General features: G+C 70.0%; 18 protein-coding genes. 9 read left to right on the top strand and 9 right to left on the bottom strand.

Annotated elements, in window-relative coordinates:
* Positions 1-573 precede the first annotated feature (573 nt).
* The 3 genes from GGQ96_RS07945 to GGQ96_RS21760 all read left to right on the top strand — a co-directional run bounded on the left by GGQ96_RS07945 (position 574) and on the right by GGQ96_RS21760 (position 5,368).
* Positions 574-3,273 (top strand): Rne/Rng family ribonuclease, encoded by a 2,700-nt coding sequence (locus GGQ96_RS07945; RefSeq protein ID WP_184114153.1) that lies wholly within the window; start codon positions 574-576, stop codon positions 3,271-3,273.
* A gap of 425 nt (positions 3,274-3,698) precedes the next feature.
* Positions 3,699-4,664 carry a class II fructose-bisphosphatase gene (glpX, locus tag GGQ96_RS07940; RefSeq protein WP_184113366.1) on the top strand — a complete coding sequence of 322 codons (966 nt, stop codon included), beginning with the start codon at positions 3,699-3,701 and terminating at the stop codon, positions 4,662-4,664.
* Entirely contained in the window at positions 4,661-5,368 is a 708-nt protein-coding gene (locus GGQ96_RS21760; RefSeq protein WP_184113365.1) for a CPBP family glutamic-type intramembrane protease, read from the top strand. The genes glpX and GGQ96_RS21760 overlap by 4 nt, the downstream gene beginning before the upstream one ends.
* On the opposite strand, the gene GGQ96_RS07930 is transcribed toward GGQ96_RS21760, so the two are convergent.
* The 5 genes from GGQ96_RS07930 to GGQ96_RS07910 all read right to left on the bottom strand — a co-directional run bounded on the left by GGQ96_RS07930 (position 5,334) and on the right by GGQ96_RS07910 (position 11,889).
* A complete protein-coding gene (locus GGQ96_RS07930; protein WP_184113364.1) occupies positions 5,334-6,095 on the bottom strand; it encodes an ABC transporter permease in 762 nt (253 codons plus the stop codon). The genes GGQ96_RS21760 and GGQ96_RS07930 overlap by 35 nt on opposite strands.
* A 205-nt stretch (positions 6,096-6,300) precedes the next feature.
* The gene (locus GGQ96_RS07925; RefSeq protein WP_184113362.1) at positions 6,301-7,242 is read right to left on the bottom strand and encodes an ABC transporter ATP-binding protein; all 942 of its coding nucleotides are present in this window, start codon (positions 7,240-7,242) and stop codon (positions 6,301-6,303) included.
* Positions 7,239-7,937, bottom strand: a complete 699-nt coding sequence (locus GGQ96_RS07920) for a DsbA family protein (RefSeq protein WP_184113360.1) — start codon at positions 7,935-7,937, stop codon at positions 7,239-7,241. The genes GGQ96_RS07925 and GGQ96_RS07920 overlap by 4 nt, the downstream gene beginning before the upstream one ends.
* Positions 7,934-9,292 (bottom strand): M48 family metalloprotease, encoded by a 1,359-nt coding sequence (locus tag GGQ96_RS07915; RefSeq protein ID WP_184113358.1) that lies wholly within the window; start codon positions 9,290-9,292, stop codon positions 7,934-7,936. Before GGQ96_RS07915 ends, GGQ96_RS07920 begins: the two co-directional genes overlap by 4 nt.
* Positions 9,293-9,486: 194 nt before the next feature.
* The gene (locus tag GGQ96_RS07910) at positions 9,487-11,889 is read right to left on the bottom strand and encodes a glycoside hydrolase family 3 N-terminal domain-containing protein (protein WP_184113356.1); all 2,403 of its coding nucleotides are present in this window, start codon (positions 11,887-11,889) and stop codon (positions 9,487-9,489) included.
* Between the two features lie 124 nt (positions 11,890-12,013).
* On the opposite strand from GGQ96_RS07910, the gene GGQ96_RS07905 reads away from it, so the two are divergent.
* Genes GGQ96_RS07905 through GGQ96_RS07895 form a run of 3 tightly spaced genes read left to right on the top strand, consistent with a single transcriptional unit; the run spans position 12,014 to position 17,435 of the window.
* Positions 12,014-14,149: an alpha-glucuronidase family glycosyl hydrolase gene (locus tag GGQ96_RS07905; RefSeq protein ID WP_184113354.1), complete on the top strand. Its 2,136-nt coding sequence runs from the start codon at positions 12,014-12,016 to the stop codon at positions 14,147-14,149.
* On the top strand, positions 14,146-15,297 hold the full coding sequence (locus tag GGQ96_RS07900) for an endo-1,4-beta-xylanase (protein ID WP_184113352.1): 1,152 nt from the start codon (positions 14,146-14,148) through the stop codon (positions 15,295-15,297). Before GGQ96_RS07905 ends, GGQ96_RS07900 begins: the two co-directional genes overlap by 4 nt.
* A gap of 5 nt (positions 15,298-15,302) precedes the next feature.
* Positions 15,303-17,435, top strand: a complete 2,133-nt coding sequence (locus GGQ96_RS07895) for a GDSL-type esterase/lipase family protein (RefSeq protein ID WP_184113350.1) — start codon at positions 15,303-15,305, stop codon at positions 17,433-17,435.
* Positions 17,436-17,516: 81 nt separating this feature from the next.
* Here the strand turns inward: GGQ96_RS07895 and GGQ96_RS07890 are convergent, their stop codons facing one another.
* The 4 genes from GGQ96_RS07890 to GGQ96_RS07875 all read right to left on the bottom strand — a co-directional run bounded on the left by GGQ96_RS07890 (position 17,517) and on the right by GGQ96_RS07875 (position 22,007).
* Complete coding sequence (locus GGQ96_RS07890) at positions 17,517-18,953, bottom strand: sugar porter family MFS transporter (protein ID WP_184113340.1); 1,437 nt, start codon at positions 18,951-18,953, stop codon at positions 17,517-17,519.
* Positions 18,954-19,032: 79 nt separating this feature from the next.
* Positions 19,033-20,145, bottom strand: coding sequence for a LacI family DNA-binding transcriptional regulator (locus tag GGQ96_RS07885; protein WP_184113338.1), 1,113 nt, complete (start codon positions 20,143-20,145; stop codon positions 19,033-19,035).
* A gap of 39 nt (positions 20,146-20,184) precedes the next feature.
* A complete protein-coding gene (locus GGQ96_RS07880) occupies positions 20,185-21,333 on the bottom strand; it encodes an acyltransferase family protein (protein ID WP_184113336.1) in 1,149 nt (382 codons plus the stop codon).
* Positions 21,330-22,007, bottom strand: a complete 678-nt coding sequence (locus tag GGQ96_RS07875; protein WP_184113334.1) for a GDSL-type esterase/lipase family protein — start codon at positions 22,005-22,007, stop codon at positions 21,330-21,332. Before GGQ96_RS07875 ends, GGQ96_RS07880 begins: the two co-directional genes overlap by 4 nt.
* Before the next feature lie 280 nt (positions 22,008-22,287).
* Here GGQ96_RS07875 and GGQ96_RS07870 point away from each other — a divergent pair, with 280 nt between their 5' ends.
* The 3 genes from GGQ96_RS07870 to xylA are packed head-to-tail and all read left to right on the top strand — an operon-like array spanning position 22,288 to position 26,181.
* The gene (locus tag GGQ96_RS07870) at positions 22,288-23,406 is read left to right on the top strand and encodes a glycoside hydrolase family 43 protein (protein WP_425506691.1); all 1,119 of its coding nucleotides are present in this window, start codon (positions 22,288-22,290) and stop codon (positions 23,404-23,406) included.
* Positions 23,407-23,413: 7 nt separating this feature from the next.
* Positions 23,414-24,874 carry a xylulokinase gene (gene xylB, locus GGQ96_RS07865; protein ID WP_184113332.1) on the top strand — a complete coding sequence of 487 codons (1,461 nt, stop codon included), beginning with the start codon at positions 23,414-23,416 and terminating at the stop codon, positions 24,872-24,874.
* Positions 24,871-26,181: a xylose isomerase gene (gene xylA / locus GGQ96_RS07860; RefSeq protein ID WP_221239885.1), complete on the top strand. Its 1,311-nt coding sequence runs from the start codon at positions 24,871-24,873 to the stop codon at positions 26,179-26,181. Before xylB ends, xylA begins: the two co-directional genes overlap by 4 nt.
* Positions 26,182-26,290 lie beyond the last annotated feature (109 nt).

Genomic DNA, 26,290 nt, shown 5'->3' with positions numbered 1-26,290 from the left:
CGACCAGCATCGCCGCCAGCATCCCGCCTGCCGAGGTCCAGCGAAAAGCCATCGTCACCAAACCCCTTTCCGTTACGGGCCCTTCCCCTGATGAAGGGCGCGGCCGCCAGCGCCGCACGATGCCATCCCTGCGCGGGACATGCTTAATAATTTCCGAACGTTGCGCCTCGTCGACGGGCCACCAGACCCTGTCCCGTCCGTGCCATCGCCGGAGTAACGCAGGATACGACCAGTTGCGAAGCGCCGCGCGCGATGCTAGCGTCTCTACCGCACCCGTGTGTCGTCTCGCAACCCGTTGAGCGCCGCCGGCGTGCTCGCCCGTCGATCCCGACGGGCCAATCCAGGTTGACGCTCGCATGATGCAATTCCCGCTCCCGCTGATCCGCCCGGCTTTTGCCGGCGGCGTCGCGGTGGCGGGCCCGCCGCAGGGCCAGATGCCCCGGCAAGCCAAGCGAGCAGACGCGCTTTATCGCCACCTTCGCGCCCCCGCCGCCATCGGCCCGGGCGTGCATTATCATCGCGCGCGAGGGCACGGCCCGACGCGCGCGTGGAGACCGTTTGATGACCACGCGTATGCTGATCGACGCACGCCACCGGGAAGAGACCCGGGTCGCCGTCGTCCAAGGTAACCGGATCGAGGAATTCGACTTCGAGTCCGCCGAGCGCAAGCAGCTCAAGGGCAATATCTATCTCGCCAAGGTGACGCGCGTCGAGCCGTCGCTGCAGGCGGCGTTCGTCGATTACGGCGGCAACCGCCACGGCTTCCTCGCCTTTTCCGAAATCCACCCGGACTATTACCAGATCCCCAAAGAGGATCGCGACGCGCTGCTGCGCGAAGAGGCCGAGCACGCCGCCGAGGAAGCCGCGCTGCGCGCCGAGCAGGACGCGCATGACGACGACGACCATGACGACGAGGAGGAGTTCGACGACGAGGCGGGCTTCGACGACGAGACCGCCGAATCCGACGACGAGGAGGGCGGCGAGTCGACCGACCGTCCGCGCCGTCGCGCCGCCAAGGCCGGCGGCAATGACGACCAGGTCGAGGCGCTGCGCCAGCGCCGCATGAACCTGCGTCGCCGCTACAAGATCCAGGACGTGATCCGCCGCCGCCAGGTGCTGCTGGTGCAGGTGGTCAAGGAAGAGCGCGGCAACAAGGGCGCGGCGCTGACCACCTATCTGTCGCTCGCCGGCCGCTACTGCGTGCTGATGCCCAACACGTCGCATGGCGGCGGCATCAGCCGCAAGATCTCGAACGCGGCCGACCGCAAGCGGCTGAAGTCGATCATGGCCGACCTGCAACTGCCCTCGTCGATGGGCTGCATCGTCCGCACTGCCGGGCTCCAGCGCACCAAGGTCGAGATCAAGCGCGACTTCGACTATCTGGCGCGGCTGTGGGACGAAATCCGCGACAAGACGCTGACCTCCTCCGCGCCCGCCCTGGTGTACGGCGACAGCGACCTGATCAAGCGGGCGATCCGCGACATCTACAACAAGGACATCGACGAGGTGATCGTCGAGGGCGAGGAAGGCTATCGCCACGCCAAGGACTTCATGCGGCTGCTGATGCCGGCGCATGCCCGCAAGGTGAAGCAATATGCCGACGCGGTGCCGCTGTTCCAGCGCGCGCATGTCGAGGACCAGCTGGCGGCGATGTACAACCCGGTCGTCCAGCTCAAGTCGGGTGGCTATCTGGTCATCAACCCGACCGAGGCATTGGTGTCGATCGACATCAACTCCGGCCGTTCTACCCGCGAACACAATATCGAGCAGACCGCGACCGCGACCAATCTGGAAGCGGCGCAGGAGATCGCCCGCCAGCTCCGCCTGCGCGACATGGCGGGCCTGGTCGTCATCGACTTCATCGACATGGACCATTCGTCCAACGTCCGGAAGGTCGAGAAGGCGATGAAGGAGGCGCTGAAGAACGATCGCGCGCGCATCCAGGTCGGCCGCATCTCCAGCTTCGGCTTGATGGAGATGAGCCGCCAGCGCCTGCGCACCGGCGTGCTGGAGGCCTCGACCCGGGCCTGCCCGCATTGCGAGGGCACCGGCCTGGTCCGCACCGCGTCGTCGGCGGGGCTGTCGGCGCTGCGGCTGCTGGAGGAAGAGGCGGCGCGCGGCCGTGGCTCGCTGCTGACGCTGCGTGCGTCGCAGGAGGCGGCGATCTACGTCCTCAACCGCAAGCGCGCGGACATCGCCGAGGTCGAGGAGCGGTACGGCGTCTCGATCGAGGTGCTGCCCGATCGCGAGGAGGAAGGCGCGCGGATGACGGTCGACGTCTCCGGCCCGCCGCCCGCCTATGCGCCGCGCATCGATGAACTGGTCATCGAGGAAGACGAGGAGGACTTCGTCGAAGAGGCAGAGATCGAGGAAGAGGAAGAGCTGGAGGAGGCCGAGCCCGCACCGCGCGCCGCACGCGCCGACAGCGAGGGCGAAGGTCGCGGCAAGCGTCGCCGCCGCCGTCGCGGCCGTCGCGGCAACCGGGGCGACGATTCGGTCGAGACCGGTTCCGAGACCGAGGCCGAAGATGACGCCGAGGATGCGGACGTCGACGCCGAGCCGGTCGAGGATGAAACCGAGGTCGAGGCGATCGAGTCCGACGAGCCCCAGGTGCACGGCGATGCCGAGCGCGATGCCGAAGGCGAGTCCGAGGGTGGTCGCCGCCGCCGCCGGGGCCGTCGCGGCCGGCGTGGCGGTCGTCGCCAAGAGGGCGGCGAGACCCCGGTGTCGGCCGATCCGTCGGTCGACGTCGAGGAATCGGCCGATGCGGGCGATTCCGGCCCGGTGACCGATCCGATCGCGCTCGCCGTCGTCGAGCCGGAGGCCGAAGTCGAAACCCCCGCCGCCCCGATCGAGGACGCCGCGCCCGCGCCGAAGACGCGTCGTCGCCCGCGCGCGCGCGCCGCGGTGGCCGAGACGGCCGCGCCGGTCGAAGTCGCCCCCGCGCCGCAGCCGGAGCCCGTGGTCGCGGCGGTGGCCGAGGCACCCGCCAAGCCCAAGCGTGTCCGCAAGAAGAAGGTCGAGGCCGAAGCCCCGGCCCCCGTCGTCGAGCCGGCCGCCGAGGACGCGCCGGCCAGGCCCAAGCGCGTCCGCAAGAAGAAGGTCGAGGCCGAGGCCCCCGCGCCGGACGCCGCGCCGGACGCCGTGGCGGACGCGGCGGCGGACGAACCGGCTGCCGAGGAACCGGCCGACCAGCCCTCGGTTGCCGAGCCCGCCGCGCCGACCGGCGACGCCCCGCGTCGCGGCTGGTGGCAGCGCACCTTCGGCGCCTGACGTGATCCGGCCGGCCCGCCCCGTTCCGGGCGTGGCGCGGTCGATCATCGAACGAGACGGCCCGGCGACGATGCTTTCCCGCATCGTCGCCGGGCTTTTTCGTGCCGCCGGCGGGAACGGGTCCGCCCCGCCTGCCACGACGGCCACGGCCGGAGTCCAGTTGCGGGCCATTGCGGACGACCCCGCAGACGCTCCGCGGCCGGGTTCCCGCCGCCGCCGCGCGGCTATGGTGAGGTTCGCACCGGTTCCGCCTCGGCCGGGCGGGAGGTCGAGGGAAAGGAAACGCCCGGTTCCCTGCAGCTGGCGTCTTCTCCGTGCCACCGCTCGACGGCGACAATGCACACACGCCGCGCTTGCCCGCCGCAACCCGCCGGGCTATTCACGTGTTTAACGTGTTCAACGCATCGTCCGCCACGGAGACCCCTATGATCGCGACTGCCAGCAACGTCCTCGACCGCGTGCTCGTCCTCGAAATGGTCCGGGTGACCGAGGCGGCGGCGATCGCCGCCTCGACGCTGGTCGGGCGCGGCGACGAGAAGGCCGCGGATGCCGCGGCCGTCGAGGCGATGCGCGCCGCGCTCAACGAGCTGGACATGGACGGCACCGTGGTGATCGGCGAGGGCGAACGCGACGAGGCGCCGATGCTCTATATCGGCGAGAAGGTCGGCACCGGCGCGGGCCCGGAGATCGACATCGCGCTCGACCCGCTGGAAGGAACCACGATCTGCGCCAAGGCCGGGCCAAACAGCCTGGCGGTGCTGGCGATCGCGGAGCGCGGCGGCCTGCTCAACGCGCCGGACGTCTATATGGACAAGATCGCGGTCGGCCCCGGCCTGCCCGACAACGTCATCGACCTCGACAAGTCGGTGACCGAGAATGTCGCCGCCGTGGCCGCCGCCAAGGGCGTGAAGCCCAGCGACATCGTCGCCTGCGTGCTCGACCGGCCCCGCCACGAGGCGCTGATCGCCGAGTTGCGGTCGATCGGCTGCGGCGTGGTGCTGATCGGCGACGGTGACGTCGCGGGCGTGATCGCGACGACCAACCCGGACACGACGATCGACATCTATATGGGATCGGGCGGTGCGCCCGAAGGAGTGTTAGCCTGCGCGGCGCTGCGCTGCGTCGGCGGGCAATTCAAGGGCCGGCTGCTGTTCCGCAATGACGACGAGCGCGCCCGCGCCGCCAAATGGGGCGTGACCGATCTCGACCGGCAATACGACCTGACCGATCTGGCCAAGGGCGACTGCATCTTCGCCGCGACCGGCGTGACCGACGGGTCGCTGCTGGCCGGCGTCAAGCGCCGGGCCGGGATGATGACCACCGAAAGCGTCGTGATGCGCGCCTCGTCCGGCACGGTGCGCTGGGTGAAGGGCGAGCATCGCCTGGGGTGAGCCACGCGCTTCCCCTGCTGCTGCTGGCCAGTTCGCTGGTGGCGGCGGGCTGGTTCGTACGGCCCAAGGACCGCGCCCGGGGTCGCGACGCGATGTACCGGGCTTGGGTGATGCGGGCGCTGGCGGCATTCCTGCTGCCGGTGCTCGTGTCGCTGGCGGTGCTGAACGGCTGGGCGACGCTGGCCGGGCTGCCGGCGGTCTTCCTGCCGGTACGCGAGGCCCTGCCCGCGCTCGTCCCGCACGAGGTGATCGCCGGGGCGCTCGGCGGCACGCTGCTGGGCCTGGCGGTCGCGGCCTGGCGGGCTCGGGCTGGCGGCCGACCGATCGGCAATCCCGGCGCGCTGATGCCGCGCGACCGGCACGAGCTGCCCTGGGGGCTTGCCGTCGCGATCGTGGCCGGCACGACCGAGGAGCCGTTCTTCCGCCTGTTGCTGCCGTTGCTCATCACGCTGGCCACCGGGAACGCCTGGGCCGGATTCGGGCTGGCGACGCTGATCTTCGGCGCGATGCACCGCTATCAGGGCTGGCGCGGCATGGTGGCGACGACGCTGCTCGGCGCGGTGATGGCCTGGGTCTATCTGGAGAGCGGCGCGCTATGGCTGGTCGTGCTGCTCCACATGCTGGTGGACCTGAACGGACTGGTGATCTGGCCGGCGCTCAGAATTCAGTCTACGCCTTCAGCCGCCAGCCCGTCCGGAAGATGATCGTGACGAAGGCCAAGCACGCGCACAGGAAGGCGAAGGAAACGCCTAGGCTGATTCCGACCCCGACATCGCTCTGCCCGAAGAACGTCCAGCGGAAGCCGTTGATCAGGTAGACGACCGGATTGAACAGCGTCACCGTCCGCCACGGCTCGGGCAGGATCTGCACCGAATAGAAGGCGCCGCCCAGAAAGGTGAGCGGCGTGACGATCAGCAGCGGCACGACCTGCAGTTGCTCAAAGCCATTGGCGAGGATGCCGATGGCGAAGCCGAACAGGCAGAAGGCCGCCGCGACCAGCAGCAGATAGAGCAGCATCAGGACGGGATGCGCGACCGGCAGGTCGACGAACAGATGCGCGGTGGCGAAGATGATCAGGCCGATCAGCAGCGACTTGGTCGTGGCCGCGCCGACATAGCCCAGCACCGTTTCGATCGGCGACAGCGGCGCGGACAGAATCTCGTAGATGGTGCCGGTGAACTTGGGCATGTAGATGCCGAGCGACGCGTTGAGAATGCTCTCCGAGAAGATCGCGAGCAGCATCAGCCCGGGCACGATGAACGCGCCGTAAGGCACCCCCGACACCTCGCGCATCTGCGACCCGATCGCCGAGCCGAAGACGATGAAATAGAGCGATGTGGTGATGACGGGCACCGCCAGGCTGGTCCAGATCGTCCGCCCGAACCGCGCCATCTCGAAGCGGTAGATGGCCCAGATGCCGTGAAGGTTCATGATCGGACTCCAGGGTGAGGTGCCATTGGTCTGGCCGCCAAGGTTCGACCACTCCCTACCATCCCGGCAAAGGCCGGGATCCCGTTGGAGGAGATTCGCGAGTGACCATATACGTCGCCCGACTGGACCCCGGCCTCCGCCGGGGTGGTAGAAGGAAGCGAGGTGGAAGAAGGGGGTGCATAGGTCATCGTATCGATCGCCCCCCTCACCGCTCGCGCTCCACCAGATCGACGAAGATATCCTCCAGGCTCGACTTGGCGGTCTCCAGGTCCTTGAAATGGAGGCCGAGGTCGCCGACCCGGCGCAGAAAGCCGGGGATGCCGGTGTGCTCGTCGGTGGCGTTGAAGACATAGCGGAGCACATGGCCGTCATGTTCCAGCGTCGGGCTCCATTCGGCCAGTTCCACCGGCACCTGGCCCAGCGGCTCGACCAGCGTCAGGTCCAGTTCGCGCTTGCCCAGCTTCCGCATCAGCGCCGCCTTGTCCTCGACCAGCAGCAGCCGGCCCCGGGCGATCACGCCGACCCGGTCGGCCATCTCCTCGGCCTCCTCGATATAATGCGTGGTCAGGATGATGGTCACGCCGCGATCGCGCAGCGACCGCACCAGCGTCCACATGTCGCGGCGCAGCGCCACGTCGACTCCGGCGGAGGGTTCGTCGAGGAACAGCAGCTCGGGCTCATGCGCCAGCGCCTTGGCGATCAGCACACGGCGCTTCATCCCGCCCGACAGGTCCTTGATCTTGGCCGACCGCTTCTCCCACAGCGACAGGTCGCGCAGGAGCCGTTCGACATAGGCGGGGTCGGCGGCGCGGCCGAACAGCCGGCGCGAGAAGGAGACGGTGGCGAGCACCGTCTCGAACGCGTCGGTCGCCAGCTCCTGCGGCACCAGCCCGATCCGCCGCCGCGCCGCCTTGTAGTCGGCCTGCGCGTCATGTCCGTCGACCAGGATCGTGCCCGCGGACGCGGTGACGATGCCGCAAACGATCGAGATCAGCGTCGTCTTGCCCGCGCCGTTCGGCCCGAGCAGCGCGAAAATCTCGCCGCGCCGGATGTCGAGATCGACCGAATGGAGCGCGGTCGGCCCGTCGCGATACTGTTTGGAGACGCCTTGCAGGCGCAGGATCGCGCTGTTGGTATCGGGGCTCATGCGGCTTTTCGCGCCGCGGCGATCGCCTTGGCAAGGTCCTCTGGCGGCAACGCGCCAGACAGAACCTGGTCGCCCACCACCCAGGACGGCGTGCCGGTGAAGCCCAGCTGGCCGGCCATCGCCAGGTTGCCGGCGATCTCCGCATCCAGCTTCGGGGTCATCGCGGCGAGTTGCCGGGTGTCGACGCCGGCCTTGGCCGCGGCGGCGGCGATGCTCTCGGGCGTCACCCGGCCGCCGCCATAGAGCGCGTCGTGAAAGGCGGCGAACTTGCCTTGCGCGGCGGCGAGCAGGCTCATCCGCGCGGCATCGCGGCTGGTCGGCGCCAGGATCGGCAATTCGCGGAACACCACCCGCAGCTTGGGGTCGCTGGCGACCAGCTGGCGGATCGCGGGCAGGCTGGCGCGGCAATAGCCGCAGTTATAGTCGTAATATTCCACCAAAGTGACGTCGCCGCGCGGATTGCCGGCATAGGCGCTGCCGAACGGCGTGGTGATCGCGGCGCGGTTGGCGGCGACCGACTTGCCCGATTCCTGCGCCTGCAGCTTCGCCATCGCCTCGGGCAGGATTTCGGGATGCGCGAGCAGATAGGTCCGCACGGCCTCGCCCGACCCGGCACGATCGCCGAGCAGGTGGACCGCGCCGCCACCGACCAGCCCGCCGGCCACCGCGACCAGCGCGAGCGTCAGGATTCTCATCGTCTTTTCTTCTTCCTGTCGCTGGCCAGCGCGTCGCCGGAGGTCATCGCGATGTCTTGCGCGCGAATCCAGTCGGGCGTGTTGGCGGGGATATTGGCCATGGCGTAACGCGCGGACTGCACGGCGGTTCGTTGGTCGCCGGTCATTTGAGCCCGCTCGGCGGTGGCGAGCGCGGCGCGCGCCGTGTCGCCGCTCTGCTCATAGGCGGTGCCGAGCTGCATCCAGGCCCAGGGATTGTCGTCGTCGCGCTGCGTGGCGATGCGCAGCACGCGGATCGCCTCGGGCAGGTTCGCCTTGTCCTCGGTCGCGATCAGCGCATGGCCATAGGTGGTGGCGATCAGCGGATTGCTGCGCGACCCCTCGGTCGCGGCGCGCAACGGTCCGAGCGCCAGGCGCGGCTTGCCCGCCTCCAGCAGGATCTGCCCCTGGATCTCCTGGAAGTACGGATCGTGCGGCTGCGCGACGATCAGCGCCGCCGCCTCGGCATCGGCTTTGTCGGGATAGCCGCCCTTGTGATAGGCATAGGCGCGCGCATAATGCGCGTAGAGCGACTGGTCGGTCTCCGGATATTCGGCCAGCGTCCGCGACGGTTCGGCGACATAGCCGAGCAGCTTGGCCTTCACCCGGCGGAACCGCTCCTCCAGCGCCGGGTCCGGCCTGGCGTTATAGGCCTTGGACTTCTGGATGTCGGCGGTCAGGTTGGCGATGCGCTCGCCCGACAGCGGGTGGGTTTGCATGAACGGATCGATATTGGCGGTGCCGTAGCGATATTCCTGGTTCGCCAGCTTCTTGAAGAAGGTCAGCATCCCCCTGCCGCTGACCCCGGCGGTGTCGAGATAGCGGACGGCGGAGGCGTCCGCGGTCGATTCCTGGGTGCGGCTGAACGACAGGTATTTGCCCATCGCCGCCTGTTGGCCCATCGCCATGATGCCGGCGCCCGCATCGCCCGATCCGGCCGCCATCGCCGCCAGGCCCAGCACCATCGACAGGATGGTCATGCCCATCGCCGGCTTCATCGCCGCCTCGCCCGACAGGACATGGCCGTCGGCGATATGGCCGACCTCGTGCGCGATCACGCCCTGCACCTCGTTGGCGTTGCTCGCCGCCTCGATCAGGCCGGAATGGATATAGACGATCTGCCCGCCCGCGACGAAGGCGTTGATCGAGCCGTCGTTGATCAGGACGATCTGCACGTCGCGCGGATTGAGGCCGGCGGCCTTGACGATGTCCGCCGACATGTCGTGGAACATCGCCTCGGTCTCGGCATCGCGCAGGATCGATTGCGCGGCGACCGGCTGCGCCCAGACGAGGAGCGCGGCGGCCAAGGCGGCCAGGCGAGCGGTGGGACGCTTCATGGGTGCAGCTATCCGCGAAAAACCGGAGGGGATCAACGGGGCCGGCGCTTGGCAGGACGCGGGTGAATGGCGGGTGAAGCTATCCCGGCAAGGCGCCGGCGCGGGGTGCCTTCCGGTTTCGCCGGGCTTGCGCGTCGACCCGCCATGCTCCTGCCAAGGCAGCCATTCATCCCTCCCCGCATCCCGATCCGCCGCTAGGCGATCTCCAGCTCCGCCGATTTCAGCTCGACCGAATTGCCGCCCGCCATGATCGTGAACCGGCCCGGCTCCACCGTCTCGCGCAGGTCGGCGTCGATCATCCGGAACGCCTCCGGCCCCAGCACGAAGCGCAGCGTCCGCCGTTCGCCGGGCGCCAGCGTCACCCGCTCGAATCCCTTCAGCTCCTTGACCGGCCGCGCGACCGAGGCGACCTGATCGTGGACGTAGAGCTGCACCACCTCGTCGCCCGCCCGGTCGCCGATATTGGCGACGTCGACCTCGACGGTCACGCGGCCGGCCCGACCGATCGTCGGGGCGGACAGGCGCGGCGCGCCGATGGCGAAGCGGGTGTAGCTGAGGCCATGGCCGAACGGGAACAGGGGCGCGCCGTCCGCGAACAGATAGCCGCGCCCGGTCGACGGCTTGGCATTGTAATAGATCGGCACCTGCCCGACCTCGCGCGCCACCGTCACCGGCAGCTTCGCGCCCGGATTGATCCGGCCGAACAGCGCCTCCGCCATGGCGGTGCCGCCCTCCTGCCCCGGATACCAGCAGAGCAGCACCGCATGCGCCCGCGCGATCACGTTCGGCCAGCTCGGGGGCCGGCCGGCGATAGCGGCGACCACCACCGGCTTGCCCAGCGCATGGAGCGCATCGAACAGCGCATTCTGGTCGCCGACCAGGTCGAGCGTGGTGCGATCGCCCAGGTGGTTGCGCGCGAAGCCCTCGCGGCTGGTCTGTTCGGTATCGCCGATCGCCAGCACGATCACGTCCGCGCCGCGCGCCGCCTCCACCGCCTCGGCGATCAGGCGGCGATTTTCCGCCGGATCGCCCAGCTTGACCTCGTCGGCGGAGCGATCCTCGCTCTGCGTGATCCGCACGCCCTGGGCATGGACGATCTGCGCCGAGTCCCCGGCGAGCGCGCGGATGCCGTCGAGCAGGCTGACGCTCTGGCGCGGCGGCGCGGAATACCCCCCAAGCCGCGCGATCGCCGCATTGGGGCCGATCACCGCGATGCGACCCGCCGGTTTCAGCGGCAGCGTGCCGTCATTGGACAGCAGGCACAGCGACTTGCGCGCCGCCTCCAGCGCCAGTGCGCGCGCCTCGGCGTTGCCGGTCAGCCGCTGGGCGGCGGCCGGATCGGTCGGTCCGGCCTCGAACATCCCGGCGCGGAACTTGAGCGAGAGAATCCGCGCGCAGGCCCGGTCCACCGCCGCCTGCGACACGGTGCCGGCGCGCACCTGGTCGGCGAGCGTGCGATAGGCGGTGCCGTCGGGCAGCTCGCTATCCACCCCCGCCGCCAGCGCGGCGCGGGCCGCCGCCGGCCGGTCGGCGGCGACATGATGGATCGACGCCAGCTCCTCCACCGCGCCATAGTCGCTGACGACCGCGCCGTCGAAGCCCCATTCGCCGCGCAGCACCTGGCCCAGCAGCCAGCGATTGGCATGGCTCGGCACGCCGTCGATCTCATTGTACGAAGGCATGACCGCGGCGATCTTCGTCCGCTCCACCACCGCGCGGAACGGCGGGAAGAAGGACTCGCGCAGTTCGCGGATCGCGATCGGCGCGGGGGCGATATTGTTGCCGGCCTGGGGCTGGCCATGGCCGGTCATGTGCTTCAGCGTCGCGAACACCTTGCCGGGTTGCAGCGTCGCGCTGTCGCCCTGTAGCCCGCGCACCGCCGCGACGCCCATCTCGCCACAGAGATAGGGGTCCTCGCCGAACGTCTCCTCGATCCGGCCCCAGCGCGGATCGCGGGCGATGTCGACCACCGGCGACAGGGCGAGCTGGCTGCCATGCGCGCGCACCTCGCGCCCGATCACCGCCTGGCACCGCTCGACCAGGTCGCGGTCGAAGCTGCCCGCCATGCCGATCGCCTGGGGGAACATGGTCGCGCCCGGCGCCATGTAACCATGGAGCGACTCCTCGTGGAACAGCACCGGAATGCCCAGTCGCGTCTCCTCGCGCGCCCAACGCTGGATGCTGTTGACGAAGCGGATGGTCGAAGCCGAGTCGCGATATTGCGCACCGGTGCCGCCTGCCACCTCCGCCACGCGCGGGCCGCCGCGCTTGTCGGACGGCCGGGTGATCTGGCCGAAGCCGTTGGGATAGGCCTGGCTGGCCCTGGCGGGATCGAAGTCGAGCCCGCCCTCCGCCATCACCTGCGCCTTGGTCGCCCAGAGCGCGATCATCTGCGCGACCTTCTCGTCCAGCGTCATCCGCGCCATCAGGTCGCGGACGCGCAGGTCGACCGGCGCGCGCGCATCCTTGTAGAGGGGAGCGACTTGCCGGGCCGCGGCGCGCAACGACGCCGGCATCAGCGCCAGCAACGAGACGCCCGTCCAGCGCAGGCAATCGCGGCGGGTCGCCCCGGCTGGGGCGGCGGATCGGCGTGTCATATCAAATCTCTCCCATATCCCTGGTGCGGCGTTGCTACCGACGCCGTTCAGGTGATAGCGGTATCATGAAGAGGGCGGAGCCGGACTGTCAACTCGCAGCCGCCGCCCCGACCGGGAGAGAAGGATGCGCGCCAAGGCGTTGAGGCTGGGACTGTTTCTGCTGTTGGGCGGGGCATCGACTCCGCTGTTCGCGCACGCGGCCGCGCCCGCCGCCGCCGCCGCCGACTCCGACGCCCTTGCGCCCGATGACGGTTACCGCCTGTGGATGCGCTATCCCGACCGGACCATCGCCCCCGACGCCGTGACGGTGCGCGGTCGTTCCGCGATGCTCGACGCCGCCGCCGCCGAATTGCGGCGCGGCCTGCCCGCCGGCTTCGGACCGGTGCTGCTGGCGACCGCCACCGACCCGGCGGTCCAGGCGCTGCGCCTGCCGTCCGAGGGGCCGGAGGGCTATGTCGTCCGCCGCGCGACCGTCGATGGCCGCCCCACGTTGGTCGTCACCGGCGACAGCGAGCGCGGCGTCCTCTACGGCGCGTTCGCGCTGCTGCGGCAGGTGGCGGTGAACGGCGCGGCCGCGCCGATCAACCTGCGCTCGCGCCCGCGCATCGCCTTGCGCGTCCTCGATCATTGGGACAATCTGGATGGCGTGGTCGAGCGGGGCTATGCCGGCAAGTCGCTCTGGGACTGGTGGACGCTGCCCGATTACAAGGACCCGCGCTACACCGACTATGCGCGCGCCAATGCCGCGATCGGGATCAACGGCGCCGTCCTCAACAACGTCAACGCCAAGGCGGAGAGCCTGACCGCGCCCTATATCGCCAAGGCGGCGGCGCTGGCGGACATCTTCCGCCCCTATGGCATCAAGGTCTATCTGTCGGCGCGCTTCTCCGCGCCGATCGAACTGGGCGGGCTGAAGACCGCCGACCCGCGCGACCCGGCGGTGGCGCGCTGGTGGCGCGCCAAGGCGGACGAGATTTACCGCGCCATCCCCGATTTCGGCGGCTTCCTGGTCAAGGCGAACAGCGAGGGCCAGCCGGGTCCGCGCGATTACGGCGCGACCCATGCGGACGGCGCCAACATGCTGGCGGCGGCGGTGAAACCGCATGGCGGGATCGTGATGTGGCGCGCCTTCGTCTATGCCGACACCGATCCGGACGACCGCGCGAAACAGGCCTATGACGAGTTCAAGCCGCTCGACGGGCGCTTCGCCGACAATGTCGTGGTGCAGGTGAAGAACGGCGCGATCGACTTCCAGCCGCGCGAGCCCTTCCACCCCCTGTTCGGCGCGATGCCGAAGACGCCGCTGATGATCGAGTTCCAGATCACCAAGGAGTATCTGGGCTTCGCCACCCACCTGGCCTATCTCGCACCGCTGTTCGCCGAGACGCTGGATGCCGAAACCGGCACCGCGCCGGGCGCGACCGTGGCGCGGGTCGTCGACGGGTCGCTGGAGGGGCATACGCTGACCGGCATGGCGGGGGTCGCCAATATCGGCGACAGTCGCGACTGGACGGGATCGCCGTTCAACCAGGCCAATTGGTACGCCTTCGGTCGGCTGGCCTGGGACCCCGGCCTGACGCCGGAGGCGATCGCGCGCGAATGGACCGCGCAGACCTTCGGCCGGGATCCCGAGGTGATGCGGACCGTCACCGCCATGCTGATGCGCTCGCGCGAGGCGGTGGTCGACTATACCGGCGCGCTCGGCCTCGCCCATCTGATGGCGACCGGCCATCATTACGGCCCCGGCCCCTGGGTATCCGAGCTGAAGCGGCCGGAATGGAACCCGGTCTATTATCACCGCGCCGACCGGAACGGCATCGGCTTCGACCGCACCCGCACGGGCAGCAACGCCGTCGCGCAATATGCCCCCGCCCTCGCCGCGAAGCTGGCCGATCCGCGCACCACGCCGGAGGGCGAGTTGCTGTGGTTCCATCATCTGTCCTGGGACTATCGCCTGGCCTCCGGCCAGACGCTGTGGGAGACGCTGGCGCGCCGGTACGACCGGGGCGTCGCCACCGTGGCGGCGATGCGGCGCGAATGGGAGGGCCTGCGCGGGCAGGTCGACCCGCAGCGCTGGGCGAAGACCGCCACCTTCCTCGCCGTCCAGGAGCGCGAGGCGCGCTGGTGGCGCGACGCCAGCCTGGCCTATTGGATGTCGGTCAACCGCCGGCCGCTGCCCGCCGGCATGGCGCCGCCCGCGCATGATCTCGACTGGTACAAGCAGCAACGCTTTCCGTTCGCACCGGGGAACCCGCAATGACCGAACATCCGACGCGTAGAACGATGCTGGCCGGCATGGCCGCACTGGCCGGCACCGGCCTTGTCGGCCGCGGCGCGGTGGCCGCGGTGGCGGCGGGGCCGTCGCTCGACACGCTGGCCAAGGCCCGCGGGATGCGCTTCGGCACGGCGGTCAATGGCCGGCCGGCGGGCACCGACAGCGGCTCCCGGGCCAATCCCGCCTATGCCGCGCTCGTGACCGGCGAGTGCGGGCTGGTGGTCGCCGAGAACGAGATGAAGTGGCAGGCGCTGCGCCCCGCGCCCGACCGGTTCGACTTCGCCCGGTTCGACGCGATGATCGACTGGGCAGATCGCCAGCATCTCGCAATGCGCGGACACAACCTGCTGTGGCACCAGGACAAATGGCTGCCGCGCTGGATGGCGACGCATGATTTCGGCCGCGATCGCCGTCGGGCCGGCGAGCGGATGCTGGTCCAGCATATCGAGACGGTCTGCCGCCGCTACGGCCGGCGCATCCGCAGCTATGACGTCGTCAACGAGGCGGTGACGCCCGCCACCGGCGCGCTCTACGACACCGCCTTGTCGAGGGCGATCGGCGGGGCGGAGCCGACGCTCGACCTCGCCTTCCGCACCGCGCGCGCCGCCGCGCCGCACGCGCAGCTCGTCTACAACGACTATATGAGCTGGGAGCCGGGCAACGACCGCCACCGGGCGGGGGTGCTCACGCTGCTGGAGGGGTTCAAGGCACGCGGCGTCCCCGTCGATGCGCTGGGCGTGCAGTCGCACATCATGACCCAGCCGGCGGGCAGCGACGCCACCGCGCGCGAGGCGGAGTGGCGGCGCTTCCTGGATGCGGTGACGGGGATGGGCTATGGCCTGGTCATCACCGAGCTGGACGTACGCGACAACAATCTGCCCGCCGACCCGAACGTCCGCGACAGGGCGGTGGCGGATTATACCCGCGCCTATTGCGACCTGATGTTCAGCTATCCTCAGCTTCGCGACGTGCTCGTCTGGGGGATGAGCGATCGTTACAGCTGGATCGAGGGGTTCGAGCCGCGCAAGGACGGCGCGCGTCGTCGCCCCTGTCCCTATGACGATCGCTTCAACCCCAAACCGATGCGCGACAGCCTCGCCGCCGCCTTCGCCGCCGCCGCCGATCGGACCTGACGACCATGCGACCCATCACTCCCCTCGCCGCCCTGCTCGCCGCCACCGCGCTGACCGCCGCCGCACCCGCGCGCGACCGCGACCGCGACCGCGCCGGTCATTGGGTCGGAAGCTGGGGCTCGGCGCAATTGGTCGCCGATGGCGACAATGCGCTGCCGACCGCTCAGGGCAAGGCGGTGACGCTGCGCCAGATCGTCCGGCTGTCGGCGGGGGGCGAGCGGGTGCGCATCCGCTTCTCCAACGTCTTCGGCACCGCGCCGCTGACGATCGGTGCGGCGAGCGTCGCCCCCGCACTCGCCCCCGGCACCGCGCAGACCGGCGCGGCCACGCCCTTGCGCTTCGCAGGCCAGGCGCAGGCGGTGATCCCGCCGGGCGCGGAGCTCTGGTCCGATCCCGTCGCCCTGCCGCTGCGGCCGGGTGCGGATCTGGCGATCAGCCTCTACTGGCCCGACCTGCCTAGCGTGCAGACCGGCCACCCCGGCGCGCGCGGCGCGAACTTCGTCCTCGCCGGCAATCACGTCGCCGATCCCGACCTGCCCGCCGCCACGACCATGACCCGCTGGTACGGCATCGCCGATGTCGAGGTGGCGGACGCGGCAACGCAGGGAACGCTGGTCGCGATCGGCGATTCGATCACCGACGGATACGGCGTCACCGGCAACCGCAACACGCGCTGGACCGACATCCTCGCCGGACGGCTGCGCGGCGATGCGCCGACGCGGGGGATCGGGCTGGTCAATGCCGGCATCGGCGGCGGGCGCGTGCTGCTCGATGGCAACGGCCCCAATCTGATGGCGCGCTTCGACCGCGACGTGATCGCGCGCACCGATGTGCGCTGGGCGATCCTGCTGGAGGGAGTCAACGATCTGGGCGTGCTGACCCGCGAGGCCCCCGCCACGCCGGACCAGCACCGCGCGATCGTGCAGCGGATCACCGCCGCCTACCGCCAACTCGCCGATCGCGCCCATGCGCATGGCATCACGCTGATCGGCGGCACGATCACGCCGTTTGGCGGCAACACCTATTACCATCCCGGCGCGGCGACGGAGGCGGACCGGCAGGCGATCAACGCCTTCATCCGCACCAGCGGCACGTTCGATGCCGTCGTCGATTTCGACCGGCTGTTGCGCGACCCCGCGCATCCCGAGCGGCTGTTGCCTGCCTATGATTCCGGCGACCATCTCCACCCGTCCGAGGCGGGCTACAAGGCCATGGGCGACGCCGTGCCGCTGACGCTGTTCACCGCGCGTCGGCGGCCAGTCGCGGTCGCGGCGGCCGTCGCTCCCGTCCCGGTCGCCCCCGCCCCCGCACGAGCCGCCCCCGCCCCCGCCCCGACGATCGCGATCACCTTCGACGATATCCCGGCGCATGGCCCCCTGCCGCCCGGCATGACCCGGCTGGACGTGATCCGCCGCATCACCAAGGCGCTGCGCGACGCGGGCGCGCCGGCGCATGGCTTCCTCAATGCCGGCTTCGGGCTGGACGATCCGACCTCGGCGGCGGCGATCCGGGCGTGGCGGGCGGCGGGCTTCCCGCTCGGCAACCACAGCTTCGCGCACGAGAATCTGGACCAGGTCGGGGCGCCCGCCTTTCTCGCCTCGGTGAAGGCGAACGAAGCGCCGCTGGCGGCCGCCGCCGGGCGGAGCGACTGGCACTGGTTCCGCTATCCCTTCCTGGCGGAGGGGCGCGACCCGGCGGCGCGCGACGCGGTCCGCGCGCGGCTGGCGGCGGACGGCTATCGCATCGCCGGCGTGACGATGAGCTTCGACGATTTCGCCTGGAACCCCGTCTATGCCGCCTGCGCCGCCAAGGGCGACCGGGCCGCGATCGCACGGCTGGAGACGGGGATGCTGGCCGACGCCCGCGCCGCCGCGCTCGCCGCCCGGTCGCGGGCGCAGGCGCAGGTCGGGCACGACATCCCCTATGTGCTGCTGATGCATGTCGGCGCGTTCGATGCGCAGCTCCTGCCCCGGATCCTGGCGCAATATCGCGCGATGGGCTTCCGCTTCACCACGCTGGACCAGGCGGAGGCCGATCCCTTCTACGCCGCCGCCCTCCACCCGCGCCGGCCGGGGCCGACCGCGACGCTGAACGGGCCGAACGTGCTCAAGGGACCGCCGGCCGGGCTTTGCCAATAGCGTTCCCATCGCCGCACATGGCAAAACGGCGCGGGGATCGCTCCCCGCGCCGTTTTCTTTTCGTCGATGACGGACCGGGGATCAGCCGGCCATGTCCTCCAGCTCGCGGCCCTTGGTCTCGTTGACCAGCGCCTTGACGAAGAAGAACGAGATCGCCGCGAAGAAGGCGTATCCCGTGTACGTCACCGCCAGGCCGGGCGACACGGCGAGCGCCGGGAAGCTGACCGAGATGGCGGCGTTGGCGATCCACTGCGCGAAGCCCGACACCGCCAGGCCCGAGCCGCGGATCTGGTTCGGGAACATCTCGCCCAGCATCACCCACATCACCGGGCCCCAGCTGGCGTTGAAGAAGATGACGTAGAGATTGGCCGACACCAGCGCCAGGATGCCGTTGTTGCCCGGCAGGGACACCGCCCCGTTCGCGCCGGTGACGGCGGTGGAGAAGGCGTAGGCGACCAGCGCCAGCGTCACCGCCATGCCGGCCGAGCCGATCAGCAGGAGCGGCTTTCGGCCGATCTTGTCGACGGTCGCGATCGTGAACAGGCAGGCCGCGATCGACAGCACGCCCGACAGGATGTTGGTCTGAAGCGCATAATCCTCCGAGAAGCCGACCGCCTCCCATAGGGTCGCGCCGTAATAGAAGACGACGTTGATGCCGACGAGCTGCTGGAAGATGGCGAGACCGATGCCCGCCCACAGGATCGGGCGGATCTTGCCGGTGGTCTTGTCGACCAGGTCCGACAGCTTGGGCTTGTGGTGGTCAGCGGCGAGCGAGTTGCGGATCTCGACGACCTTGCGGTCCGCCTCGGCGCGGCCGAACAGCCGGGTCAGCACGTCATGCGCCTGCTGCTCGCGGCCCTTGGCGACCAGGAAGCGCGGGCTTTCCGGAATGACGAACAGCGCGACCAGATAGATGAGCGCCGGAATCGCCTGGAGCCAGAACATCCAGCGCCAGGCCGGGAAGCCCAGCCAGAAGGGCGCGGTCGAGCCGCCGGCATAGCGGGCGAGCGCGAAATTGGCGACGAACGCGCCGGTCAGGCCGGTGATGATCATCACCTGCTGCACGCTGGTCAGGCGGCCGCGGATCGAGGCCGGGGTGACTTCGGAAATATAGACGGGCGAGATGACGCTCGCCGCGCCGACGCCCAGGCCGCCGATGATGCGCGCCAGGATGAACACCGCCGAGCTGCTCGCCGCGCCGGCCAGCAGCGCCGAGACCAGGAACAATGCCGCCGCCAGCATCATCGTGTTGCGCCGGCCGATCCGGTCGGCCAGCCGGCCCGCACCGAACGCGCCGATCGCCGAGCCGACCAGGATCGCGCCGACATTGACGCCGATGCCGAGCCGGCCGAGGTCGAAGGCCGCTTCCAGCCCCTTTTGCGTGCCGTTGATGACGCCCGAATCATAGCCGAACATGAAGCCGCCGATGGTCGCGACGGCGACGATCGCGGCGATGAAACCATGGTTGACGGTGGCGGCGTCACTCGCGTTCCCCGTCCCCCGCATATAATCGGTCATGGGACCCTCTCCTGCTGGCGCGTCGCCGACAACCGGCCCGCCCCCAATATTGTTATCGCTATCAGTTACCGGTTTCTGGTCAAGCCGGAAGCGCCTTGGGCCGCATCCGGGGCGGTGCATCCGACTGGCGGCGAATGAAGGTATAGTCGAGCAACAGGTGCCGGTCCGCCACCTCGCCGTCCTTGTGGCGCAGCACCGCGACCAGCAGCTCGACCGCCGCGCGGGCCATGTCGGCGATCGGCTGGTGGATGGTGGTCAGCTCGGGCCAGATCGCGGTCGACAAGGTGGTGTCGTCGAAGCCGCACACCGTCAGGTCGCCGGGCACGTCCAGCCCGCGCCGGTGCGCGACCGCGACCGTGGCGGCCGCCATGTCGTCGTTGGACGAGAAGATCGCGGTCGGCGGGTCGGACAGGTCGAGCAATTGTTCGGCGGCGTCGAGGCCGGAGCGATAGGAATAGAGGCCCTGCACGATCAGCGCCTCGTCCACCGCCAGTCCCGCTTCCTCCAGCGCCGCCGTGTAGCCGGACAAGCGCCGGGACGAGGCAGTCAGGTTGGGATTGCCCATGATGAAGCCGATGCGGCGATGGCCGAGCGACATGATGTGCCGCGTCATGGTCAGCGCGGCGGCGCGGTCGTCGATGCGGATCGCCAGCATGTCGGCGGCCGGTCGCCCGGTGGCCACGGAGACGGTGGGCACGCCGGCTCTGGCGAACAGCTCCAGCACCGCTTCCGATTCGCACAAGGGGGGCGGCAGGACGACGCCGTCGATGCCGCTGGCCACCACCTGGGCCGCCACCTCCACCTCATGGTCGCCCAGTTCGCATTTCTCGACCACGATCTGCACGTCGGACCGCGATGCCTGGTCGAGGCTGCCGAGCAGGAACTCGCTGAGGAACCCGGCGGACGGATTGCTGTACAGCATCGCGACGCGGAGCTGGCGCGCACCGGCCAAGCTGCGCGCCGCCGGATTGGGCGCATAGTTGAGCGCGGCGATCGCCGCCTTCACCGTCTCGCGCGTCGTCGGGCGGACGCTCGCCTCGCCGTTGATGACGCGCGACACGGTCATCGGCGACACGCCGGCCTGGCGCGCGACGTCGCTGATCGTCGGTGCGGAGCGGGCGCGGCGGGCGGTGCGGGTGGACGGCTTGGACGGGGTGGGGACAGCGATCGGCGAAGGGGGTTCGGCAGCCATGTTCCCGTGGGTACGCGCTCGCCGGCCCTTGGGGAAGGGCTAGACCGGTTTCGGCGCGAACATGGGGGTGGCGGCGGCGCGCGATCGCAGCGGCCGGCCGTTCAGCAGCCAGGCCAGCGTCGCCGATCGCTCCACCCCCAGGCGGTGGACCAGATAGGACAGGCCGCCGCCGACGATCAGCGCCAGGTCGAAGTCGGTCCACGGACCGAGATGCCAGGGGTTCGCGACCGTCTTGACCGCCAGGATGACCGGATAGTGCAGCAGGTACATGGTGAACGAGGCGTCGCTTAGCCGCACGAGCAGCGGCGGCACGCGCCGGATCGCCAGCGCGGAGCGCAGGACCAGCGCCGCCGCCGCGGGCGGGCACCAGGCGGCGCAGGCGAGGTCGATCAGGTCGCCCCACCAGTTCAGCCGCGCCGCCGGCATGGCGGGCCAGAGCCGCTGGTGCGAGGCCAGGGCGATCGTCGCGGCGGCGAGCAGGACCGCCACGGGCAGCCGCGACCGGCGGGTCAGCGCGTGGCGCAGCACCGGCATGCGCGCCATCGCCAGTCCCAGCAGGAACATGGGTGCATAGCCCGCAATCAGCGGCAGCGGCCGAGCCAAGGGCTGCCAGGCGGGCGGCGCGGCGATCCGAACCGGCAGGGTCAGCGTGATCAGCAGGAAGGACAGCAACCCCGCCACCAGCACCATCCGGGCCTGCAGCCCGTCACTCCGCGCGGCCGCTCGCTCGATCCGGCCGAGCAGGCGCGCGGCCAGCGCGCTGCGCCACAGAACATGGCCGATCATCGTGTAGAGGATCAGCGCGCCCAGGAACCAGAGATGATGCGGATTGCGCGTCCACCACGCGCCCGCTCGGGTCCCCGAAACCACGGCCACGGCCGGGAAGACCAGCCCCAGCCCCACCATCAGCGGCAGCACCAGGCGGACCACCCGTCTCCGCAGCCACGCCCCGGCCGCCGGCTGGCGGATGAGCGCAAAACCGGTCAGCAGGCCCGAGATGATGAAGAAGGTGCCCATGCGAAACGCGCCCGAGGCGATGTTGATCGCGGCGAAGGGCGGATAATCCTCCCGCCCCATCGTCGCGTGGAGCGCGATGCCGGCCAGCATGAGCAGCGCCCGCCACACGGACAGGCCCTCGATTCGCGCCGCCCCTCCGGACCCGATGCGGTCGAGGCCTGGCGCCGTCACGCCGGCTGGTCGCCGACGCAGTGCCGCACCCGCGCGGGCGACAGCATGTGCGCCAGCGCCGGCCGCAGCCGGGCCGACCAGCGCGCATAGCCTTCCGCGTTCAGATGCACGCCATCCTCGACGTAGAACGGGCCGGGCCGGCCATCCACCAGCAACAGCGGCCGCAGATCGAGATAGTGGAGATCGTGACGCGTCGCCGCCAGTCGGCGCAGATCGGCGTTGAACCGGGTCTGCGTTGGCCGGTTGCTCCACCGCGTCGGACTGGGCTTGAGCGCCAGCACGACGACCGGCAGCGCCCCGTAGCGCGCCGTCTTCGCGGCCAGGAAGTCGCGGAAATCGGACAGCGTCTGTTCGGCGCTGGCGCCGCGCGCGATGTCATTCTCGCCCGAATAATAGACGATGCCGGCCGGGGCCGGGCCGGGCGGCTCGTGGCGGAGCGCCTGGACGATGCGGGGAATGAGCGCGCCGTCGATGCCGCGATTATGCGCCTGCCACGGCTCCATGTCGCGCGCCAACGTCGACCATTTGTACACGGTCGAGCTGCCGATGAACCACAGGCTGCATGCACCCGTCGGCTCGCCCGCGCCCGGCAGCGGCGCGCGCGCCGCCTGCACCTGCGCGATCGCGACATGGCCGCCCACGATGGCGCCGAACACCGCGGCGGCGATCGCCATCTTGCTCCCCCGGGACGGCGGCCGGTCGTGGGTGGGTCGGGGATGGGATGACAGCACGCCAGGGTTCCGTTGCAACGCGCGGCCACCTCTAGTGGCCACGCGCTTAGGAGAAGGTTAAGGACCTAGGATCGCAAACCATTTCACCGGACAGGGCGATTTCGACGCCACAGCGCTTGCCCCCGCCCCCCGGCTTCCATATGGTAGCGCTATCGACGCGGTTTGGGCCGCAGAAATGCCTCATCAGAAGGCGTTCGAACAACAGGAAAGGATCGCAAAGGTCGTGCCACGCCATCTCTCCACCCTCCTCGCCGCGGCCGCGCTGACGCTCGCCGGCGGCGGTTATGCGATCGCCCAGGGCACCACGGGCCAGGCCGGCCAGGCCGGCCAGGGGGGCTCCGAGCCGCGCAGCCCGGACGGCAAGCGGTACCTGGCGCAGCCACTGGTGCGGAACCTGTATTTCGCCGACCCGTCCGCGCATGTCTTCAACGGCAAGATTTATGTCTATCCCAGCCATGACGTCGACGCCGGCATCCCTGACGACGATCTGGGCAACCAATATGCGATGCACGACTATCAGGTGCTGAGCATGGACCGGCCAGGCGGCCCGGTGACGGTGAACCCGGTCGCGCTCGACGTGAAGGACATCCCCTGGGCCTCCAAGCAGACCTGGGCGCCCGACGCCGCGTACAAGAACGGCACCTATTATCTCTATATCCCAGCGCGCGACAAACAGGGCGTGTTCCGGATCGGCGTCGCCACCTCCAAGTCGCCGACCGGCCCGTTCAAGGCCGAGCCGACCCCGATCGCCGGCAGCTATTCGATCGACCCGGCCGTGTTCACCGACTTCAACGGCCAGAGCTACATGTATTTCGGCGGCATCTGGGGCGGGCAGCTCCAGCGCTGGGCGACCGGCCGCTACGACCCGAACGGCGGCGACACCGACCTGAAGCGCGACGACCAGCCGGCGCTGTCCGCCAAGGTCGCCCGCCTGTCGCCCGACATGAAGAGCTTCGCCGAGGCGCCGCGCGACGTGCAGATCCTCGACCAGCAGGGCAAGCCCGTGCTGGGCGGCGACCATGACCATCGCTTCTTCGAGGCGAGCTGGCTGTTCAAGCGGAACGGCAAATATTACTTCACCTATTCGACCGGCGACACGCATTACCTGGCCTATGCGATCGGCGACAATCCCTATGGTCCCTTCCGCTATACCGGCCGGATCATGGAGCCGGTGCAGGGCTGGACGACGCATCATTCGATCATCGACTTCAAGGGTCGCTGGTATCTCTTCTACCATGACACGCAACTGTCCGGGAAGAATCACCTCCGCTCCGCCAAGATGACCGAGTTGCGCTTCAACCCGGACGGCACGATCCAGACGATCAACCCGTTCAAGGACTGACCCGCCCATGTTCCTCGGCATCGATATCGGCACCTCCGGCGTCAAGGCGGTGGTGCTCGACGACAGCGGCGCGGTCGCCGGACAGGGCACGGCCGCGCTGACCGTCCAGCGTCCGCACCCGCTCTGGTCGGAGCAGGACCCGGACGCCTGGTGGAAGGCGACGACCGCCGCCGTCCAGGCGATCGATCCGGCGGTGCGGCGCGCGGTGCGCAGCATCGGCCTCGCCGGGCAGATGCACGGCGCGACGCTGCTGGGGGCGGACGACCGCCCCTTGCGCCCGGCGATCCTGTGGAACGACGGCCGCAGCGCCGCCGAGTGCCGGGCGCTGGAGGCGGCGGTGCCCGATCTCCATGCGATCACCGGCAATCTCGCGATGCCCGGCTTCACCGCGCCCAAGCTGATGTGGGTCCGCGACCATGAGCCGGACGTGTTCGCGGCGGTGCGCACCGTGCTGCTGCCCAAGGACTATGTCCGGCTGAAGATGACCGGCGACAAGGCGTCCGACCTGTCGGACAGCGCCGGCACCATCTGGCTGGACGTCGCCGGCCGGCGCTGGAGCGACGCGGTGCTGGACGCCTGCGGCCTGACCGAGGCGCAGATGCCGAGTCTGCACGAAGGCTCGGCGGTCACCGGCACGCTGCTGGCCGAGGTCGCCGAGCTGTGGGGCGTGCCGCCCGTGCCGGTCGCGGCCGGCGGCGGCGACAATGCGGCGGGCGCGGTCGGCGTCGGCGTGGTGCGGGACGGCGACGCGCTGCTGTCGCTCGGCACCTCGGGCGTGATCTTCGTCGCGACCAAGGAATTCCGCCCCAACCCGGCGCGCGCCGTCCATGCCTTCTGCCATGCGCTGCCCGGCCTGTGGCACCAGATGTCGGTCCACCTGTCCGCGGCGTCCTGCATCGACTGGGTGGCGCGGATCACGGGGGCCGGCGGCGCGGCGGAGCTGTTCGCGCGCGCCGAGGCGGCGGGCCCGGCCTGCGGCCCCGAGCTCTTCCTTCCGTATCTGTCGGGCGAGCGGACCCCGCACAACGATGCCGAGGTGCGCGGCGCGTTCCTGCGGCTCGACCACGACACCGATGGCGGCCGGCTGGCCCAGGCGGTGCTGGAGGGCGTCGCCTTCGCGCTCGCCGACGGCCTCGACGCGCTGACGGATGCCGGCACGCGGATCGACCGCATGGCGGTGATCGGCGGCGGCGCGCGCTCGGGCTATTGGGGCCGCATCCTCGCCAGCGCGATGGAGGTCGAACTCGTCTATCTCCAGGGCGGCGAGGTCGGCCCGGCGCTGGGCGCCGCCCGGCTGGCGCAGCTCGCCGTCGACGGCGGCGATCCCGCCAGCGTCTGCGCCGCGCCGCCGGTGGCGCGCAGCATCGCGCCCGAACCCGATCTGGTCGACCGGCTCGCCGCCAAGAAGGCCGCCTTCCGCGACGCCTATTCCCGCATCACCCCCACCCCCCTCGACAGGAACGCCTGATGTCCGATTTCTTCGCCGACATTCCCCAGATCCGCTACGAAGGTCCGGAGTCGACCAACGAGCTGGCCTATCGCTACTACGACAAGAACCGCGTCGTGCTGGGCAAGACGATGGAGGAGCATCTCCGCTTCGCCGCCTGCTTCTGGCACACCTTCTGCTGGCCCGGCTCCGACGTGTTCGGTGGCGGCACCTTCAACCGCCCCTGGCATCGCGGCGCCAATGACAGCGCGGCGGCCGCCGAGAAGCGCGAGGTGGCGTTCGACTTCTTCCAGAAGCTCGACGTGCCCTATTACTGCTTCCACGACGTCGACGTGATGGCGGACGCCGCCAACGTCACCGAGCATCGCCGCTATTTCGCCGAAGCCGTCGACCATCTGGAGAAGCTCCAGGCGTCGTCGGGCCGCAAGCTGCTCTGGGGCACCGCCAACCTGTTCAGCCATCCGCGCTTCGCCGCCGGCGGCGCCACCAATCCCGATCCGGAGGTCTATGCGTTCGGCGCGCTCCAGGTCCGCGACGCGCTGGAGGCGACGCATCGCCTGGGCGGCAGCAACTACGTGCTGTGGGGCGGCCGCGAAGGCTATGAGACGCTGCACAACACCGATCTGAAGCGCGAGCTGGACAATTTCGGCCGCTTCCTCAGCCTGGTGGTCGAGCACAAGCACAAGATCGGCTTCACCGGCACGATCCTGATCGAGCCCAAGCCGCACGAGCCGACCAAGCACCAGTATGACTTCGACACCGCGACCGTGTACGGCTTCCTGAAGCGCTACGGCCTGGAGAACGAGGTCAAGGTCAACATCGAGGCGAACCACGCCACGCTGTCGGGCCACACCTTCGAGCATGAGATTGCGACGGCCGCCGCGCTCGGCATCTTCGGCTCGATCGACGCCAATCGCGGCGATCCGCAGAATGGCTGGGACACCGATCAATTTCCCAACTCGGTCGAGGAACTGACGCTGGCGATGATCGAGATCATCCGGGCGGGCGGCTTCACCACCGGCGGCTTCAACTTCGACGCCAAGGTGCGCCGCCAGTCGATGGAGCCGGTCGACCTGTTCTACGGCCATGTCGGCGGCATCGACGTCGTCGCCAAGGGCCTGCTCAACGCCGCCGCGATCATCGAGGACGGTCGGCTCGATTCGATCAAGGCGGAGCGCTATGCCGGTTGGGACGGCGCGTTCGGCCAGCAGGTCGGCGGCCTCGACCTCGCGGGCATCGCTGACCTGGCGGTGGAGCGGAACATCGACCCCAAGCCGCGTTCCGGCCGGCAGGAGCGGATCGAGAACCTGATCAACCGCTTCCTGTAAGACGGCCGGCCCCCTTCCCGGCTCGGGGAGGGGGCACGCCTTCGTGCTCCCGCAACCGCAGGGGGCCGGGGCCAAGCAGCGCGCCGCCATTTGCCGTGCGGAAGCTCGG

Origin of the sequence: Sphingomonas abaci, from assembly GCF_014199625.1 — a bacterium.
Lineage (GTDB): Bacteria > Pseudomonadota > Alphaproteobacteria > Sphingomonadales > Sphingomonadaceae > Sphingomonas > Sphingomonas abaci.
This window is presented reverse-complemented; position numbering and strand designations above follow the sequence as displayed.

Bases quoted from the DNA above. Each gene is read 5' to 3' on its own strand.
- GGQ96_RS07905 (WP_184113354.1), top strand. From the start codon at position 12,014: ATGCGCGCCAAGGCGTTGAGGCTGGGACTGTTTCTGCTGTTGGGCGGG.
- GGQ96_RS07910 (WP_184113356.1), bottom strand. From the start codon at position 11,889: ATGACACGCCGATCCGCCGCCCCAGCCGGGGCGACCCGCCGCGATTGC.
- glpX (WP_184113366.1), top strand. From the start codon at position 3,699: ATGATCGCGACTGCCAGCAACGTCCTCGACCGCGTGCTCGTCCTCGAA.
- xylB (WP_184113332.1), top strand. From the start codon at position 23,414: ATGTTCCTCGGCATCGATATCGGCACCTCCGGCGTCAAGGCGGTGGTG.
- GGQ96_RS07945 (WP_184114153.1), top strand. From the start codon at position 574: ATGCTGATCGACGCACGCCACCGGGAAGAGACCCGGGTCGCCGTCGTC.
- GGQ96_RS07920 (WP_184113360.1), bottom strand. From the start codon at position 7,937: ATGAGAATCCTGACGCTCGCGCTGGTCGCGGTGGCCGGCGGGCTGGTC.
- GGQ96_RS07895 (WP_184113350.1), top strand. From the start codon at position 15,303: ATGCGACCCATCACTCCCCTCGCCGCCCTGCTCGCCGCCACCGCGCTG.
- GGQ96_RS07875 (WP_184113334.1), bottom strand. From the start codon at position 22,007: ATGGCGATCGCCGCCGCGGTGTTCGGCGCCATCGTGGGCGGCCATGTC.
- GGQ96_RS07930 (WP_184113364.1), bottom strand. From the start codon at position 6,095: ATGAACCTTCACGGCATCTGGGCCATCTACCGCTTCGAGATGGCGCGG.
- GGQ96_RS07915 (WP_184113358.1), bottom strand. From the start codon at position 9,292: ATGAAGCGTCCCACCGCTCGCCTGGCCGCCTTGGCCGCCGCGCTCCTC.
- GGQ96_RS07900 (WP_184113352.1), top strand. From the start codon at position 14,146: ATGACCGAACATCCGACGCGTAGAACGATGCTGGCCGGCATGGCCGCA.
- GGQ96_RS07925 (WP_184113362.1), bottom strand. From the start codon at position 7,242: ATGAGCCCCGATACCAACAGCGCGATCCTGCGCCTGCAAGGCGTCTCC.
- GGQ96_RS07890 (WP_184113340.1), bottom strand. From the start codon at position 18,953: ATGACCGATTATATGCGGGGGACGGGGAACGCGAGTGACGCCGCCACC.
- GGQ96_RS07885 (WP_184113338.1), bottom strand. From the start codon at position 20,145: ATGGCTGCCGAACCCCCTTCGCCGATCGCTGTCCCCACCCCGTCCAAG.